This window comes from Halolamina salifodinae (genome assembly GCF_017874235.1).
Classification (GTDB): Archaea; Halobacteriota; Halobacteria; order Halobacteriales; family Haloferacaceae; genus Halolamina; species Halolamina salifodinae.
The window spans coordinates 233,217-250,657 of record NZ_JAGGLC010000003.1 but is presented as its reverse complement, the minus strand read 5'-3'; the positions used below and the strand labels follow the sequence as shown (position 1 = coordinate 250,657).

15 protein-coding genes are annotated in these 17,441 nt (G+C 69.2%); 5 read left to right on the top strand and 10 right to left on the bottom strand.

All coding sequences use genetic code 11. From position 1 onward, the window contains the following. Positions 1-66 precede the first annotated feature (66 nt). Genes J2753_RS08245 through J2753_RS08230 form a run of 4 tightly spaced genes read right to left on the bottom strand, consistent with a single transcriptional unit; the run spans position 67 to position 5,363 of the window. Positions 67-1,059 carry a cytochrome b/b6 domain-containing protein gene (locus J2753_RS08245; protein WP_209491463.1) on the bottom strand — a complete coding sequence of 331 codons (993 nt, stop codon included), beginning with the start codon at positions 1,057-1,059 and terminating at the stop codon, positions 67-69. Continuing rightward, positions 1,056-1,448, bottom strand: coding sequence for a hypothetical protein (locus J2753_RS08240; RefSeq protein WP_209491462.1), 393 nt, complete (start codon positions 1,446-1,448; stop codon positions 1,056-1,058). The genes J2753_RS08245 and J2753_RS08240 overlap by 4 nt, the downstream gene beginning before the upstream one ends. Then, positions 1,445-2,149, bottom strand: coding sequence for a 4Fe-4S dicluster domain-containing protein (locus J2753_RS08235; protein ID WP_209491461.1), 705 nt, complete (start codon positions 2,147-2,149; stop codon positions 1,445-1,447). Before J2753_RS08235 ends, J2753_RS08240 begins: the two co-directional genes overlap by 4 nt. A gap of 1 nt (position 2,150) precedes the next feature. Next, a complete protein-coding gene (locus J2753_RS08230) occupies positions 2,151-5,363 on the bottom strand; it encodes a formate dehydrogenase subunit alpha (RefSeq protein WP_209491460.1) in 3,213 nt (1,070 codons plus the stop codon). A 271-nt stretch (positions 5,364-5,634) separates the two neighbouring features. On the opposite strand from J2753_RS08230, the gene J2753_RS08225 reads away from it, so the two are divergent. Then, entirely contained in the window at positions 5,635-7,752 is a 2,118-nt protein-coding gene (locus tag J2753_RS08225) for a 4Fe-4S dicluster domain-containing protein (protein WP_209491459.1), read from the top strand. 2 nt (positions 7,753-7,754) lie between these two features. Continuing rightward, entirely contained in the window at positions 7,755-8,381 is a 627-nt protein-coding gene (locus J2753_RS08220) for a TorD/DmsD family molecular chaperone (protein ID WP_209491458.1), read from the top strand. Positions 8,382-8,412: 31 nt separating this feature from the next. Here J2753_RS08220 and J2753_RS08215 read toward each other — a convergent pair whose 3' ends face one another. The 6 genes from J2753_RS08215 to J2753_RS08190 are packed head-to-tail and all read right to left on the bottom strand — an operon-like array spanning position 8,413 to position 12,271. Continuing rightward, positions 8,413-8,613 (bottom strand): hypothetical protein, encoded by a 201-nt coding sequence (locus J2753_RS08215; protein ID WP_209491457.1) that lies wholly within the window; start codon positions 8,611-8,613, stop codon positions 8,413-8,415. A gap of 39 nt (positions 8,614-8,652) precedes the next feature. Continuing rightward, positions 8,653-9,006, bottom strand: coding sequence for a hypothetical protein (locus J2753_RS08210; protein ID WP_209491456.1), 354 nt, complete (start codon positions 9,004-9,006; stop codon positions 8,653-8,655). Next, positions 9,006-9,149, bottom strand: coding sequence for a hypothetical protein (locus J2753_RS08205; RefSeq protein ID WP_209491455.1), 144 nt, complete (start codon positions 9,147-9,149; stop codon positions 9,006-9,008). The genes J2753_RS08210 and J2753_RS08205 overlap by 1 nt, the downstream gene beginning before the upstream one ends. After that, positions 9,149-9,412: a hypothetical protein gene (locus tag J2753_RS08200; protein ID WP_209491454.1), complete on the bottom strand. Its 264-nt coding sequence runs from the start codon at positions 9,410-9,412 to the stop codon at positions 9,149-9,151. Before J2753_RS08200 ends, J2753_RS08205 begins: the two co-directional genes overlap by 1 nt. A 49-nt stretch (positions 9,413-9,461) precedes the next feature. Continuing rightward, positions 9,462-10,412, bottom strand: coding sequence for a DUF7124 domain-containing protein (locus J2753_RS08195; protein WP_209491453.1), 951 nt, complete (start codon positions 10,410-10,412; stop codon positions 9,462-9,464). Then, the gene (locus J2753_RS08190) at positions 10,409-12,271 is read right to left on the bottom strand and encodes an aldehyde ferredoxin oxidoreductase family protein (protein WP_209491452.1); all 1,863 of its coding nucleotides are present in this window, start codon (positions 12,269-12,271) and stop codon (positions 10,409-10,411) included. The genes J2753_RS08195 and J2753_RS08190 overlap by 4 nt, the downstream gene beginning before the upstream one ends. Positions 12,272-12,427: 156 nt before the next feature. Here J2753_RS08190 and J2753_RS08185 point away from each other — a divergent pair, with 156 nt between their 5' ends. The 3 genes from J2753_RS08185 to J2753_RS08175 all read left to right on the top strand — a co-directional run bounded on the left by J2753_RS08185 (position 12,428) and on the right by J2753_RS08175 (position 17,420). Beyond that, positions 12,428-15,196: a transglutaminaseTgpA domain-containing protein gene (locus tag J2753_RS08185; RefSeq protein WP_209491451.1), complete on the top strand. Its 2,769-nt coding sequence runs from the start codon at positions 12,428-12,430 to the stop codon at positions 15,194-15,196. A 69-nt stretch (positions 15,197-15,265) separates the two neighbouring features. Further along, the gene (locus tag J2753_RS08180; protein WP_209491450.1) at positions 15,266-15,934 is read left to right on the top strand and encodes a DUF7269 family protein; all 669 of its coding nucleotides are present in this window, start codon (positions 15,266-15,268) and stop codon (positions 15,932-15,934) included. Then, positions 15,927-17,420 carry a DUF58 domain-containing protein gene (locus J2753_RS08175; protein WP_209491449.1) on the top strand — a complete coding sequence of 498 codons (1,494 nt, stop codon included), beginning with the start codon at positions 15,927-15,929 and terminating at the stop codon, positions 17,418-17,420. The genes J2753_RS08180 and J2753_RS08175 overlap by 8 nt, the downstream gene beginning before the upstream one ends. The last annotated feature ends 21 nt before the right edge of the window (positions 17,421-17,441 follow it).

The following is a 17,441-nucleotide window of genomic DNA, read 5'->3' as shown; positions in this document are numbered from 1 at the left end:
GCCGATCATCGACGTGCCAGCGGCGCCGCTGGCCGGTCGAAAAAGAACGAAAAACCGCGAACGGCCTCAGTCGGCTGTCTCGACGTCGACGCTCTCGGCGTCGGCCTCCTCCTGCATGCGCTGTTCCCAGCGGATGCGCACGAGGTTGCCGTACACCGACAGCACCATGCCGAGGAACAGCACGAGCACGCCCATGTTGACGCCCACCGTCAACAGCAGGTTGCTCGGGCCGCCGCCGATGATCAGCTCCGTCGACACCGGGAAGCCGGTGTCGTAGATGCTGGCCACCATCACGCTGACGATGCCGATCACCGTCGCCGCGCCGGCGAGGTTGGTCGCGCTCGCCCACGCGGGCGAGAGTTCGAGCTGCTCGATCCCGGTCCCCTCGGTGTCGTCCTCGTGGTCCTCGGGGATCATCGAGCGCGGGATGAACGCCTTCGTCTCCACCGGGAAGAACGCCGGGTGGAACCCGTGCTCGAAGATGTGGAACATCACACCCATGATCATCACGACCCCGAGCAGGCCGTGGAAGACGACGAAGGCCATCGCCGCCGTCTGGGTGGCGAAGTACTGCATCAGCCCAGCCTTGCTCCAGATGAGCAGCCCCGAGACTGACAGCATTGTCAGCTCCGCCGCGAAGATGAAGATCACGCCCTTGCCGACGTAGCTCAGCAGCGGGATCTCGTCGGCGGTGCCGCCGGCGAACTGGCGGGCGTTGGGGTGGCGCTCCTCGGCGTTGCCCAGCACGAACTGGATGTCCTGGACGAACGCCTTCGCGTCTTCGGGCGTCGGCATGAGCTCACGGAAGTTCGAACGCCCGGTGTCGGTGGTTACCATCATCAGCACCCAGAACGTGACCAGCGCGAGCAACCCCACGCCGAACACGCGGTGGAGCGCCGCGACGGAGCCCGAGCCGCCCATCAGGGTGAGCATCCACCAGAGTTCGTCGTTGAACATGATGGCGTAGCCCGTGAAAAACAGGAAGAACACGTCCATGGCGAGCAGCGAGTGGAACACTGTCGTCATGCGCGTGAACTTCCCGTGGTCGAGGTTCGTCATTGCGTCTCACCCCCCTCGTCGGCGGCCTCGCCGCCGTCGGTCACGGCTCGCGAGTCGCCGGGCTGGCGCATCCGACCGGCAATGCGACGGAACGCCCCCCAGTGGATGAACATGATCAACAGGATCCCCAGGCCGGCGATCACGTCGATCACGTGGATCGCTTCGACCATGAACACCAGAAGCTCCATCTCGTTGCCCTTCACGAACGCGCTGCCGATCGCGCCGCCCTCGACGGTCGGCGAGACGCGGTCCAGGCGCTCGTAGAACACGTTGAACCCGTTGACGACCCAGACCAGCCCGAGCGCGACAACCACCGAGATCACGGCGTTGACCGCGACGACGGTCCCCGAGTAGCTGCTGGCGCCGCTCTCTGCGGTCGGGTTGCTCATACGCCGAACGCCTCCTTGGCCTCGTCCTCGCCGAAGACGACTTTCATCGCCTCGTCGTTGAAGAACGTTCCAGAGTCACGCTTCTCGAGTTCGTCGGCGATCTGCTCGGTCGAGCCAACGAGGATGGCGTCGGTCGCACACTCCTCGGCACAGGCGGGGCCCTTGCCCACGTCCTGTCGGTCCTGACACATCGTACACTTGTCCATCGTGCCGCCGGTACCGAAGATCTCCGCGGCGCCGTCGTTGGAGCCCGGGAACTGCGGGGCGCCGAACGGACAGGCCGAGAGGCAGTACTGGCAGCCGATACAGACGTCGTCGCGCACGTCGACGAACCCGTCGTCTTTCTTGACGAGGGCGTCGACCGGACAGACCGTCACACACGGCGCGTTGTCGCAGTGGTAACACTGCATCGGGACGCTGGTCTCGCCGGGCTGCTGCCCGTTGGCCACTGCCCCGGAGGGGTCGTTGATCCGGCGCGTTCCGCCGACGTCGGCGGCCTCCGTCGCGCCCTCCTCGCCTTCCAGCATCGTGGAGATGCTGATGCGCTGTTCGTCGCGGGGCATGTCCCACGTTCGGTTACAGGCGACGACGCAGCCGCCACAGTCGATACACGCAGCCACGTCGGGGAAGATGCGCGTGTCGTCGCCGGTGCTCATCACCCCTTGGCTCATCATTTCGGTGTCTGCTTCGTTAGTGGACATTTTACTGAGTCGTCGTGTTGTCGCGGGTGTCGAAGTCCTTCTGCTGGCCGAAGCCGGCCTCGTCCTGTGGGAACGTGAAGGAGTCGAGGTCGATGTCCATGTTGAGCTCGTCGACGAGCTCCTGGGTGGCCGGTCGGACCTTCGCCAGCGCCGCCTTGGTCTCCTGCATCTGGGTCTCCACGTCGTACCCGCGCGAGGTGATGAAGTTCACCGAGTCGCCGATGGCGAACGGCTCGTTGCCGTCGGGGTACTTCTCGAGTAGGCTCTCACCTTTCGCGATGCCGCCCCAGTGGTACGGAAGGAAGATCTCCTCTTCCTCCGGCCCGTGGCCGGGTCGGGGGGTGACGCGGGACTTGACCAGCACCGACCCGCGGTCGGTGGTGGAGACGACGACGAGGTCGCCGCCGTCGATCCCCATCTCATCGGCCATGTTCGGGTGGATCTCCACGTACATGTGGGGCTGGAGGTCAGCCAGGTACTCGTTGGAGCGCGACTCCGCGCCCCCACCCTGGTGTTCGACCTGCCGCCCGGTGGTCATGACCGTGCTGAACGCGCTCTCGTCGCCGGGATCGTTCGCGGCGGCGGTCGCCCGCTCCTGCACTGCCTCGTTGTTCTGGTCGAGCCGGTAGAAGTTGGTCTGCTGGCCGTTCGCGGGCCAGTCTTCCACCAGATCGGGACGCGGGCTCTCGACGGGTTCGCGGTGAACCGGAACCGTGTCAAGGAAGCCCCAGACGACCGCACGCGCACGGCCACGTCCGGTCGGCGCGTCCGGCTGTGCGAAGTCGTACTGCTCGTAGAACTCCTCGTCGAACTCCGTCCCGTAGCGCTCGTTCATCGCGACGGCCGTGTCGTAGACGGACTTCGTCGGGTCGAGTGCGTACGCGTACGGCAGCGAAAGCTGGTCCGGGTTCGTGTAGTCCTCCGGCAGCGTGGTCGCGAAGCCGGGGTACTGCGGAACGCCCTGGACCTCCTGATCGAAGTCGGACTCCCAGTCGGGCGTGTACGGATCACGCAGGAGGTTCAAGCCCTCCTCGCCCTGCTGGTCGTACGTCTCCTGCATCGGGTACTCCTTGTCGCCGACGTCCATCTGCTCCCAGTCGTCCGGCGTCGGGGCCTGAACCCCCCACCGGGCGCGGAAGTCCTGCCCGCCGTTTCGCGGGTCGAGGTCGTCGTTCCAGATGATCGGCGTGCCGGGGTGTCCCTCGCCCCAGCAGGGCCACGGAAGCTGCCAGAACTCCCCGGAGACGGGGAGCCCTTCCTCCTCGGCGCGGAGGTTGTCCGTGGAGAACGCCCAGTCGTACTCCTGTTGCTCCTGGAGTCGCGACGGGTCCTGCTGATAGCCGATCGTTCGGACGCCGAGGTTGACCTCGCGGAGCACCTCCTCGTAGGTACTCTTGCCGTTGTAGAGGCCGGAGCCCGAACCCCAGTCGAAGTGGTCGCCGAAGCCGAAGCGGCGAGCCAGCTCCTGCATGATCTCGAGGTCGGGCTTCGTGTTGTGCGAGGGCGGTCGCACCGGCTCGGACCACTGGACCGAGCGGTGGGAGTTCGTCAGCGAGCGGTGGTGCTCGTACTGGGACGCCGCCGAGAGGATCACGACGTTGTCCTGATCGGAAAGCACCGAGGCCACCGAGGGGAACACGTCGACGACGACGACGAGGTCCATCCGGTCCATCGCGTCTTTCATCTTCTGCATCTCCGAGATGGAGTTGATGGAGTGGCCCCAGATGACGACCGCCTTCAGCTCGTCGGGCTGGTAGAGCGGCGTCTGGTTGAGTCGCTCCTCCTGGGGGAGGCCGCCGTCGAACCATCGCGCGACGGTCATCCCCTTCTGGAACATCATCGACCGGTCGTTCGGGAAGGACTCGTCGACCTCCCCGTCACCCGACTGCCGGTCGTACTTGTCCTCCGGCATCAGGTCGTACTCGTTGTACAGCTCCTCGAACCCGATCTCCCCGCTCGTGTACGGGCTTTTGCTCCACACGTCGGTCCAGTAGCGCCAGGATCCCGGCGACCCGACCGAGTAGTAGCCCGGCAGAATGTGGCTCGCGACCGCGAGGTCGGTTGCCCCCTGCACGTTCGCGTGGCCACGCATGACCTGCAGGCCACCGCCCGAGTGGGCGGCGCTCCCGGAGGCCAGCGAGGTCAGCGCGTAGGACCGGATGTTCTGGGTCCCGTTGTTGTGCTGGGTCCCACCCATCGCCCACTCGATCTGGACGTTGGGCGCGTTCTCGGCGATCAGGTCACCGAGCTGCTGGATCTGCTCCTGGCTGACCCAGGTGATGTCCTCGACGGTCTCGAGGTCGTACTGATCGAGTTCGGCCTCGACGTCGGGCCAGCCCATGACCCGCTCTTGGAGCATCTCCTGGTCGAGGTTCTGCTCGTCCCGGAGATACTTCATGATCCCCATCATCAGGGCGACGTCGGTACCGGGCCGCATCCGGTAGTAGTAGTCGCTCTTGGCCGCGGTCTTGGTGAACCGCGGGTCGACGACCGCGATCTCGCCGCCGCGCTTCTGGCCCTCGAGGATGTGCTGCATCGCGATCGGGTGGGCCTCGGCCGGGTTCTGGCCGATGATGATGTTGAGGTCGAAGTTCCGGTAGTCGTTGATCGTGTTGGTCATCGCCCCGTAGCCCCACGTGTTCGCGAGGCCGGCGACGGTGGTGGAGTGACAGATCCGGGCCTGGTGGTCCACGTTGTTGGTTCCGAACAGGCTGCTCAGCTTTCGGAACGCGTAGGACTCCTCGTTGGAGAAGTGGGCCGAACCCATCCACATGACCGAGTCCGGGCCGTGCTGCTCCCGGATCTCGTTGATCTCGCTCCCGACTTTGTCGAGCGCCTCCTGCCAGCCAGCCTTGCGCCAGCTATCGCCGTCCTTGATCAGCGGATGCTTCAGACGACGTTCGGAGTGCTCGCTGCCGAAGATCGCCGCGCCCTTCGAACAGAGCGAGCCGTTGTTGATCGGGTTCTCGTGCCACGGCTCCTGCCCGACGAAGGCGTTGCCCTGGCGTTCGCCCCGGAACCCACACCCGACGGCACAGAAGTTACATACCGTCTTCGTGAGTTCACCCTCTTCGTCGGTTCCGTCGACCTCCCCGTCGCCCGCTGCGAGCGCCTGGCCCGCGCCGCCGCCCCCGAGTGCCACCGCGCCCGCGAGCGCACTGGCCTTGAGGAACGACCTGCGATCCAGGTCAAGGGAGACTGGTTCTGAGCTCATTGGTTGGTACAGTCGCGCCTGGAAACGCCAGCCGCGAATTAGCGGAGACAGGAACGGGCTCACCTTCAATCCATCGCACGGCTGTACGGCGGTTTTAGGGCTGCCTAAGGCCCGAATTCCCCGAAAAGTGAAACCATATTCATGAACGTACAGGAAGGATACTCACACAGCGAAACCGATACCCCGAACGTCCGAGAAATCGACTGCCGTCGCCCGGAGAGATTGTGCGTGTCGCAAGTCCTATTGTCGGTGGTAGGCAACCACTTGGACGATGAAGGTAGGCGCGTTCGTTTGCGACTGCGGCGCCCCCGACGCCATCGACGCCGACGGCGTCAGGGAGGGGGTCGCCGACGACGACGTGGAGGTGGTCGCGAGCGCGAGCCATCTCTGTGGCGACGGTCTCGGGAAAGCTGCCGCCGTCGTCGACGAGTACGATCTGGATCACGTGGTGGCCACCGCACCCGACGCCGGCTGCCAGCAACGGATCCGCGAGATGGCCGAATCCCAGGGCCTCCACCCCGACGCGACGGCGTTCGTCGACCACCGGGAGGGCTCAGGGTGGGTCCACGACACCGCCGCAGCCACCGAGAAGACCGCTCGCACCATCGACGCCACCGTCGCCGGCCTGCGCGAGGAGTCGCCCGCGCGCTCGGTGTCGAAGGAGGCCGGCGACCACGTCGTCGTCGTCGGCGACGCCGCCGCCGCGGAGTCACTGGCGGGCCGCGCCGACGTGACGCTCCTGGCGAACGGCCGGGAGTTCGGCGACCCGACCCTCGATCTCGACGACGTGAGCGTTGAGCGGGGACGCGTGCAGACGGTCTCGGGGTCGTTCGGCGAGTTCGAACTCGCCGTCGAGGCCCGGGTCAGCGAGGAGTGTATCGGCTGCATGGAGTGTGTCAAGCAGGGCCCCGACGAGGGCGTCACCAGCTACCCCGTCGACATCGCGCCCGACGCCCCCGACGGCGACTATCTCGACTGCTGTCCGGTCGACGCCATCGAACCCGAGGGCGTCGAGCGCACTATCGAAGCCGATCAGGTGATCTACCCCGGCGGCCCGTCGAAGGCCCGGGGCGGCCTGCTGGGCTACTTTACCCACTTCGACGGCGGCGTCGCCGCGGCCGTCGAGAGCCAACTCGGCGGCATCACCAAACCCCAGCACCTCGATATCGACATGGACATCTGTGCCTCGGGTGACTCGGGCGTCGAGGGCTGTACGCGCTGTACGGATGCCTGTCCCCACGAGGCCGTCACCCGGCCCGCCGTGGACGAGGTGGCGTTCGACGAGACCGCCTGCATGGACTGCGGAGCATGTACCTCGGCTTGTCCGACCGGCGCGGTCGAACTCCGTGAACCGACGAACAAGCGACTGGCCCGCGAGGTCGAATCGCTGGTCGACATCGACGAGGGCGGCCGCCTCTCGCAGTTCCTCGGCGAGGATAGCGGCATCGAGTCCCCGGTAGTCGCGTTCGTCTGCTCGGAGCGGGCCGCCGACGCGCTGGAGCGATACGGCCGGCAGGCCGGCCGCGGCGAGGACGCGGGCTACGACCCGATCCTCCCCGTTCGCGTGAACTGTACCGACACCGTGGGCGAGGCCCACGTGCTCCACGCGCTCGCGGCCGGCGCCGACGGCGTCGCCATCGTCGGCTGTGGGGACGCGTGTCTCCACTCCGGCCCCGACCCGAAGGCCGAACTGGTCGAGCGCCTGAACATCGCCACGAACAACCTCGAACTCGGCGCGCGGACCGCCTTTTTCGCGCCCGAGGGCGACGACCCCGCAAGCTTCGCCGACGACCTCGGCACGTTCGTCTCGGGCCTCGACGCCTCGCCGCTCCCGACCGGGGAGCACGAAGCGACCGGGACGGGCCGGCCGGACTCGGCTCGCGAGCCGTTCAGCACCCACGACTGGGCGCTGGAGTCGCTCCGAACCATCATCGGGGAGGTCGACCCCGACCGCGACGTGATCCGCGGGCTGGACACGTTCGGGCGGATGGAGGTCTCCGACGCGTGTAACCTCACGCCGACGTGTTCGACGCTCTGTCCGACCGACGCGATCCAGCGCACCAACGACGGGGAGCTCCAGTTCAACCACGCGGACTGTGTAAACTGCGGGCTCTGTGAGAGCGGCTGTCCGGAGGGCGCCATCACGATGGAGGCCGGCCTCGACCGCTCGCGGCTCCCCGAGAACCGCGACGGCGAGGAGTGGGAGCCGGTGTTCGAGGGCGAGATGATCGAATGTGTCCGCTGTGGCACTCCCTTCACCAGCCGCGGGTCGATGGAGACGGTTCGCGACGAGGTGGGCGGCCTCGTCGAGGGCGTCGCCGGCGACACCGAACACAGCATCTTCGAGTACTGCGACGAGTGCCGCGCGAAAGTGGTTTTCCAGGGCTAAACATGGACGACAACGCTGTCTACGACGCACGCATCGAACTGGTCGACTTCGTCATCGAGGTCTTTCACGACACGCCCGACGAGGCGTTCATCGAACGGCTGCTGAACGGCGAGATCGAGACGCCCGGCGACGAGGTCAACGACTACCTCGACGCCGGCTTCGCGGCGCTCGAACGGTTCGTCGAGGAGAACGAGGGGCGGGACCCCGAGGCGGTCGCCAACGACCTCGCTATCGAGTACACCCGGATCATGGTTGGCCCGCGACCGGACGTGCTCCCCCACGAGACGTTCTACCGCGAGGACACCGACTTCATCGGCGAGGGGCTGGCAGACGTGGAAGCCAGCTACGGGGCCGCCGGCTGGAACCCGCCCGAGGAGTACGGCGAGGAGAACGACCATATCGCCGTGGAGTTCGCGTTCCTCCGGAACCTGATCCAGCGCCAGCGCGCCGGCGCCGACGAGACCGTCGGCTTCGAGCGCGTGTTCCTCGACGAACACCTGCTGACGTGGCTGGAGGCGTTCACCGACCACATCGCCGAGGAGACCGACGAGGAGCTGTTCATCGCGGGCGCCCAGATCGCCGCCGGCACGGCTGCCTTCGAGGACGAGATCGTCGCACAGCTACTGTAACGCGGAAAACCGCAGAACGGAACTGACGGCGCTACTTTTCGTCGTCGTCGATGTCGTCGACCGAGGTGGCGAACGGATCCTTCTCGCCCTCTGCGTACTCCCCGAAGTCGATGTCGCCGTCGACGACCCCGTCGTTGATCTCGTGGGGGCCGATGTTGTACTCCCAGACTTCGTAGCCACCGTACGCGTCCATCGCGCCGTCGGGGCGCCAGCCAGTGTCCTTGTGAGCCATGGGGAGAGCCTCGGCCCGACGCAACTTAGCCGTTGTCCCTCACCAGTCGTCGACTGGGGCGCCCGGGCCGGCACCGGGCTGGACCGTGTCGTCGGGGAGGAACGTTCGTGCGAACAGTTCCAGGTGGAGTTCGAGCACCGCGGCGGGGTCGCCGTCGATGCGCTCGGCCTGCTCTTCGAGCAGTTCGTCGAGTTCGTCACTCGGCGCGTACTGCAGCGTCCGGTCGTCGAGTTCGAACTCGAGTTCGGTCGTGCCCGAAGCGAGATGTTCGACCTCCAGCAGCGCCTGTTCGAGTTTCTGTTCCAGCGCGTCGTCCTCGTCGAGCATGCGCTGATCGGCCCACTCGGCGGCGGCGTCGACGAGTCGGTCGCCGATAGAGACTTCGAGTGCCATCAGAACGACACCCCCTTGGCCTCACCCTCGAAGGCGGGCTCCCAGCGGGTGACTGCCTCACAGACGATGCACTCGGTGGTTACCGGCCCCGTCTCGGCGCCGAACCGCGCCATGGTGTCGCACTCGGTGCAGACGTACTGCATCAGTTGGCGTTCTCGGGCGGCCACGTCTCGGGTGCGGGCTCGTCGTGCTCGAACGCGCCCAGTAGCGCCAACGCGAGCACGACGCCGGCGGCCATCACGAGCAGGCCGACGATCCCCGCGCCGGGGGTCATCCCGTACGCCTCGGGGTTCCAGTAGTCGAACTGGCCCAGCACGCGTGCCGCGGAGAACACCGTCCAGCCGATGGCGGCGAGCACCACCAGCGTCAGCAGTCGGGACTGCTCGAACGCGTCTCTGAAACTCATGGGCCAAACATAGACCCGTCGGGGCAAAAACCCATGGGTCGCCGCCGACTCAGTTCTCGCCTAACTCCCAGCCCGCCTCCTCGGCGGCGGTCTCCAGCGGGACGAACTCCCAATCCGCTTCTTGGGCCCACGCCTGCTCGCGCTCGTCGACGCCGACGAGCACCATCCGCTCGGCGTAGAACATCGAGTTCGGACCGACGGCGGCGAGTCGCTCGGCCGGGCCAGTGCCGGAGCCGTTGAAGAAGTCCAGATCCAGCACGTTCTCGCGCTGGTACTTGTTGATCACCGTCGCGTCCACGTCGCCGACGATGCCGAGATAGTCGGTCCAGTTCTCCGCGTCGGCCAGCGCGGCGTGAACGGTCTTCAGCCGCCGGATCGCGCGGTAGGAGAGCGCCATCGTCATGTCCGAGGTCCGCGTCGGCGCGGAGCCGTGCGAGGCCGCGCCCGGCGTCGAGTCGGACTGCTGGACCGGTTGGGCGTCCTCCCACTCCTCGCCGCGGGAGTGGCCCTCGGCCGTTCGGCTCGCGCTCGGCGTCGCGCCGCCGCCGCCCGAGGGCGTCCCCGGGTTCGGGCCGTCGGCGTCGGCCGAGTCGCCGTGTTCGCGGGCCGCCTCGCCCCAGGCGCGACTCGGTGTGTCACCGGTGTCGGCGGGGTCCTCGCGCGTCTCGCTGCCGCTGTCCCCACCCTCGCTGGCCTCGCCGTCGCTCGGCGGGACGCCGCCGGTGGGAGCACTCCCCGAGCCTGCGGCCGCGCCGCCGGCGCCGCCGCCCTCGACGGGAACGCCGACCGGTCGGTCGTCGTTTTCGCGGGGGATCCGCGGGGTCGCCGCGCCGTCGTCGGCGAAGTCGTCGGCGCCGATGTCGACGCTCCGCTCGGGGGCGTCTGGCTCCTCGTCGGGCGATCCTTCGCCGCGCCAGAGCCAGTCGCCGGGGTTCGGCTGGTCCTCCGCAGTCTCCTCGTCCGGCTGTACGACGTCGTCGAGGTCGATCCTGTCGGTCATTCTTGGGGGTCGTCTGTGACAGCGGCAGTCAGGTCGGTGCTGGCGCCCGCCGTGACTGGCGGGTGCTCAGAGAGCGGCGTCGCGTCGTCGACGACCGCCCCCAGACCGAGCGCGTCCACCAGTTCGCGGGTGGGGAGGCCGTCACGCCCCCAGCCGCGGTAGTCGTAGTACGCCTCGAGCGTGCGTTCGAACGCCTCGGGGTCGATGGCGGCGCCGTCCGCGCGGGCCTCCCGAAGTTTGGCCGGCAGTTCGTCGTCCGCGCGGTCGAACCCCTCGCGGGCATTGAACAGGCGGACCAGCGTCCAGATGCGCTCGCCGGCGCGGGCCAGCGAGTCGGCGTCGTGGTCGATGCCGACCGCACGGAGCCACGTGGCGCCCAGATCCGCGCGGAGCACGTCGCCGAGGAAGTCGTCGGCGACGAGGCTCCAGAGCACCGAGCGGGCGGTCTGGGCCTCCGCCACCGCCCGGACCGTCTCCGCCCGGGCGCGGTCCTGAAACACCTCCTCCTCGACGGGTCGGGCCCGGCGGTGACAGCCGCCGCGGTCGCTGGTGGCGTAGGCCAGCGCCATCCCCTCGGCGCCGCGCGGGTCGTAGCCCGGCAGCGCCATCGCCTTCACCGTGGGGACGAGGTCATCACCCGAAACGTCGGCGTCGGCAGCCGCGGTGTCGGAGACTGCGCCGTCGCCGCGCTCGACGGCCGCTGCGGCCGCGGAAACGCCGTCGGCCAGCGCGTCCGCAAGCGGGTCCTCTCGGGCCGCGATCCGTTCGAGTAGTTCCCGGGCCGCGTCCTCGTCGCCGAACGAGACAGACTCGTCGACGACGCCCGCCTCCGACGCGAGCACGGTCCAGGAGACAGCACTCCCGGACTCGATCACGTCGACGCCGAGGCGGTCGCAGGCGGCGCCGAGCGCCGCCACCGCGTCGAAGTCGTCGATTCCCAGCCCCGCGCCGAGGCTGATGGGGGTTGCGCCGCGCGGGACGCTCTCGCCCTCGTCGGTGTCGACCCGGAAGCCGCCGGGCACGCGGTCGTCTTCGCGTTCGCGCTCGACCGCGGCGTCGCGTGCGGCGTCGATACCGACGCCCTCACTGCCTTCGAACCGGCCGGCCTGCCAGCCTTCGGTCGCGAGCGCGCCGACCTCGTCGGCGAACTCCACGGACTCTAACGTGGCGCTGGCGGCCTGCCAGCGCCCGGTCGCGTGGTCGGCGTACTCGGCGTCGGTTCGCTCGCGCAGGTCGGCGATGGCGTCCGGGATTTCCGGCGCGTCGCCACGCGCGACGACGGCCTTCAGTCGCTTTGCGCCCATGACGGCGCCGACGCCGCCACGGCCCGCGTGGTGGTCGCCGGCGTCGGAGGCCACCGTCGCGTAGGCCACCTGGTTCTCGCCCGCGGGGCCGATGCAGGCCACGCTGGCGTCGGGGTAGGCGTCGGCGGTTTCGACGGTATCACGCCCCCAGTTCTCGGCGGTGACGAGTTCGGCCTCGCCGTCCTCGACGACGAGCGTCGTCGGCTCCTCGGCGGTTCCCTGGACGATCACCGCGAGACAGTCCGGCAGCGCGCCGGCGAGCGCGAGCGGGAACTGTCCCCCGGCGTAGGAGTCGAGGAAGCCGCCCGTAAGCGGCGATTTCGTCACCGCGGCGTAGCGGGTCTCGCCCGGGAGATAGCCCGAGAGCGGCCCGAGCGCGAAACAGAGTCGGTTCTCGGGACCGAGCGGATCGGTCCCCGGCGATAGCTCCTCGTAGAGGTAGCGCGCGCCCAGCCCCTTCCCGCCGAGATACCGTCGACGCCACCGCTCGGGTACCTCCTCGCGGGATAGCTCCCCCTCCGTGAGGTCGACACGCAGCACTCCCTCCCGTTGCATCTGTCCCGTTCAAGGCGGGCAGCGCTAAAAGAGTTGCTCGACTCGGGTGGGCAGCGACTCGGAGGCCGGCTATCAGGCGTCGGCGCGTCGCCGCCGGTCGGACCGTCCCCACCGCATCATTCATGACCCCCGGGGCAAAGGTAGGGAACGAAACACGTGAGCAACGACAACGGAGCCATCGAACTCGGAGCCGACCGCCGATGGTGGCGCGTCCTGTTGACGTTGGTCTGTGTCGCCGCCGTCGTGCTGGCCAGCGTGGCGCTCCCGCTGTTCGCCGGCGACGCCGGGGCGCCGGCCGCCCAGTTCGACCTCGGCCAGCCGCTGAGTGGCGAGGGTGGCGGCGCCGCTGGCGACGTTGCATCGAGCGCGCTCGGCGCGCTCTCGGCGGTCAGCCAGACGACTGCCGGCAGCAGCGAGAGTTCTTCGGCGTCGAACCCGTACAGCAGCCTGAATCAGCAGGTCCACTTCGTCGTCAGGAGCGACCAACCCAGCTACTGGCGCACTGGCTCGTTCGACCGCTACACCGGGCAGGGCTGGGAGCGGACCGGCGACGCCCAGCCGTTCGACGGAACCACTCCCGTCGAGGGCGCCGCGGGCGACCGGATCCGCTACGAAGTGACGCTGGCCAAGTCGGCGACGGCGCTGCCGACGGTCTGGCGCCCCCAGTCGCTCTCCCTCGACAGCGACGCGCTCCAGTTGGGCCCGGGGCGCGCGATAACGAGTCAGGAGCCAGTCCCGGCCGGCACGACCTACGTCGGCGAGTCCGTGGCGCCGCCGGATGACCCCGAACTGCTCCGCTCGGCCGGCCAAGACTACCCCAGGGAGATCGAGTCCACCTACACGGGCCTCCCCGCCGGCGAAGACACCCGACAGGTCGGGGCGTTCACCGACGAACTGACCGCCGACGCGGAGACGCCATACGAGACTGCCACTCGGATCGAGTCCTGGCTGGAGTCGAACAAGGAGTACTCGCTGAACGCGAGCCACGACCGCGAGAACGGGACCATCACCTCGCAGTTCGTGTTCGAGATGGACCAGGGCTACTGCGAGTACTTCGCCACTGCGATGACGACGATGCTGCGCTCGCAGGGCATCCCGGCGCGCTACGTTGTCGGCTACGCGACCGGCGAGCAGACCGGGGCAAACGAGTACACTGTCCGAGGCATGCACGCACACGCCTGGGTCGAGGTGTACTTCCCCGAAGTCGGCTGGGTCCGCTTCGACCCGACGCCGAGCGCGGACCGACAGGCCGCCGAGGAGGACGCCCTCGAGTCGACGCCCACCGCGACGCCGGCACCGACGCCCACGCCGACGCCCCCGGCGGGTACGGCGACCGACGGAAACCGAACCACGGAGGGGACGCCGGAGACGGTGACGACCGGGACGCCGACCTCGCCGACTCCGACGCCGACACCAACGCCAACCGAGGCCCAGAGCGACCCGTCGCTGAACGTCTCACTCAACAGGTCCGCCGTGCCCGGCGCTACCGTCCAGGTCACGGTGCTCCGCGAGGGCGAGCCAGTCGTCGGCGCCGAGGTGCTGTTCAACGGCGACCCGGTCGGCCGGACTGACGGGAACGGGACCGTCGTCGCGGAAGTCCCGTACACCGCGGAGTTGAACGTAACCGTCCGTACCGACACTGCGGGCGCCCTACCACCACCAAGCGATGCGCCGCGGGCCGTCGACGGCTACGCGCTCCAGACCGGCGAGAACACCACGTTCACCCTCGACACCAACGCCACCATCTCCTTTGTCGGCGAGGTGCGCAGCGACGCGCAGGTGACGTTGGTCGCGACCGTGGACGACGTGCCGGTCCGGACCGCCACCGTGACGCTGAACGGCGAGCAGATCGGCCAGACCGACGACCGCGGCCGCTTCGAACTCCGCCTCCCCAGTGACCCGGGCGACTACGAGTACGCCGTCAGCCGCGGGAGCGTCGAGGGCGCAGAGACCGTCACGATCCGCTCGCTCGAACTCAACTACAGCGTCGGCTGGCCGGCGACGATCCCGTTCGCGCCGGTGACGCTCAACGCCACGCTCGGCGACGAACCGCTGCCCAACGCCACCGTCTCCATCGACGGCGAGGCCGTCGGCACGACCGGCGTCAACGGCACCGCAGTCCGGCGACTCCCACCGGCCGATTCGGTCACGCTCGGCGTGAGCGCGTACGGTCAGCGCGCCACGGTCGACATCGAGGGGCTGTTCGGCACGCTCGCACAGATCCTCGGCGGCCTGCTGGCCGGTGTCGGCGCCGTCTTCGGGATCGCCTACTACCGCGGGATCACCCCTCGTGGCCTGCTCGTGCGGGGAGGCCGGGGGGTCAGGCGTGGCTACCAACTGGTCCTGATCGCCGTCGTCTCGCTATCGGACGCGCTGAGTCGCGGCGTCGAAGCCACGATAGCGGCGCTGTCGACCGCCGCCGACCGACTAGTCGAACTCGCACAGGCGCTCCGGGAGCGCACCAAGACCCCGAGCGAGGTGGCGCGGATCATCGTCGCCGCGCTCACGGCATGGGCTACCTCGACTGTCGTAACGATCCAGACGCTCCCGGAACGGCTGCTCGCGTGGCTCCGCGGGATTCGCGCCGCTGAGTCGGCGACAGCCACCAGACCCGGCGTCGCCGACGCCGCCGAGGAGGACCCCGAGAGCGCGGCCGCCCGCGAGCGCATCCGACAGGCGTGGCAGCGCTTCCTGAGTATCCTCCCGCTGCGCCGGGTGCGCACCCTGACGCCGGGTGAGGTCGCCCGATTCGCCGTCGAGGACACAAACCTCCCAGCCGGCCCGGTCGAGCGCCTGCGGGACGCCTACCGGGAGGTCTCCTACGGCGGCGCCGATCCAGCTTCTCGGCAGGATGTCGCCGAAGCGGCCGTGGACTCCATCGACGCCGAGCGGGCGGCAGACGCCGAGGAAGGGGGTGGTCGGTGATGGCAACCGCCACCGACGAAGGGGGTGGCCGGTAATGGCAACCGCCACCGACGAAGGGGGTGACACTGCATGAGCGTGCTCCGCTTGCTCCGGCGTGGCCTGCTCACGCTCTCCCTGCTGGCCCTCCTCGGCGTCGCGGCCGCGCTACTGCTCGCACCGGAGCTCCTCGCCCCCGCCGAGGACGCCCTGACGCCGGTCTACGACCTGCTCGCGGAGTACGACACCAACCAACTGCTGATGACCGCCGTCGGCGGCATCGTCGCCATGGCGCTGTTCGTCGTCGCGATCCGGAAGTTCTCGGGCGCCAGCGGCGAGGCGGACCCAGTGCTCGTCGCCGACGACCAGCGGCCGCCGGAGTCGGTCAGCGTCGACCCGGCGACCGTCTCGGGCTACGCGGCCGACGAGGCCATCGAGCGCGTCGACTCGCTCGAGGACGCCCGCGCGCTCCGTGACGACCTCCGGGAGAGCGTTGTCGCCGCGCTTCAGACGGCGGGCGAAAGCCCGGAAGCGGCCCGCCACCGGATCGAACAGGGCTCGTGGACCGACGACGACCTCGCGGCGGGGTTCCTGGGCGACGCCGCCCCGGTCCCACTGCTCGCTCGGCTACGCGGGTGGCTCGACGAGGCTGCCGAGGGCCGGCGTCGCCTCGTCCGCAGTGTCGACGCCGTCGCTGCGCTCGCGGCCGCGCCCGACGCCGCCGCGCGGACGCCGATCAAGGGGGGAGAGACAGATGAGTGACGCAACCCAGCGACAGCGCGAGGAACAGGATGCGACCGGATCGACGGCGACGCCGACGCAGTCGGACGGCGACGCGACGGCGACGAGCGACGAGGTCCGAGCGGTCGAGAGAGAGCAAGAGACGGCCGGCTCCGCGCTGACGCTCCTGCGCCGCGTGCGCCGCGTCGGCCCGTGGAGCGTCTGGCTCGTCGGCGGCTTCTTCCTGCTCGCGCTGGGGCTGTTCTACGCCGAGGCGGCGCTGGTCGCCGGTGCTGCCATCCCGTTCGTCTACGTTGGCTACGCCGCGCTGTCGACGCTGCCGTCGGACCTCTCGCTCGACGTGGCGCGCAGCGTCGACGACCGGCGGCTGACCCCCGGCGACCCTGTCGAGGTGACGGTGTCGGTCACGAACACCGGCGACTCGGTGCTGACAGACCTCCGGGTCGTCGACGGCGTGCCGGAGGAGTTGGCCGTCACCGAGGGCTCGCCGCGGGCGTCGCTGGCGCTGCGGCCCGGCGCTACCGGGTCGGTCTCCTACACCGTGATCGCCAAGCGCGGGGACTTCGCGTTCGGCGACGCACGGCTGGTCGCGCGCTCGCTGCTGGGTACCGACACCGCGACGCTCTCGGCGACCGTCGGCGGCGCCGACTCCGTCGACTGCACCGACCCCGCGGCGCTCGAAGGACTGGATCAGGCGACGAAGCTCCGGACCGGCGTGACCCAGAGTGACCGGGGCGGCGAGGGGCTGGAGTTCCACTCCACCCGGGAGTACCGCGCCGGCGACGCCCGGAACCGGGTGAACTGGCGCCAGTACGCCAAAACCGGCGATCTCGTCACCACGGAGTTCAGGCAGGAGCGTGCGGCCCGGGAGATCGTGCTGCTCGACGTGCGCCCCGAGACCAGACGCTCCTCGGCACCGACCCACCCGACTGGCGCGGAGTACGCCGCCTACGCCGCCGAGGCGGCGATCGAGCGCTACCGCGGGCTGGGCCACCGCGTCTCGCTGGCGGTGCTCGGCATCAACGGTTCGGAGGTGGACGTGCCGGTCCGGGAGGCCGGTGACGCACTCTGGGTCGAGAACGCCGGCACCGAGACGGGCCAGCGTGCTGCAGACGCGGTGTTTTCGGCTGCCGCCGACGTGGCTGCCCGACGAACTGCGGCCGACACCGCCCTCTCGTCGCTCGCCGAGCAGGAGTCCGAGCCGAATCGCCGCGCGGTCTCAGGGCTGGTCGCGCAGTTCCCCGAGCGCGCGGAGCTACTGATCGTCTCCCCGTTGGTCGACCGGGTGCCGCTGTCGTACGCCAAGCGCGCGGCCGTCGTCGGCAACGCGCCGACGCTGCTCTCGCCGGATCCGACCGGCAACAAGAGTGCGGGCGGCCGACTGGGCGGGGCCCGCCGACAGATCCGGCTTCGGGAGGCCCGCGGCGTCTGTGACCGCGTGATCGACTGGCCCGCCGAGCGGTCGCTCTCGGCAGTCGCCGCTGCGGTAGATGGGGGTGGCCGGTGATGGCAACCGCCACCGCCGACG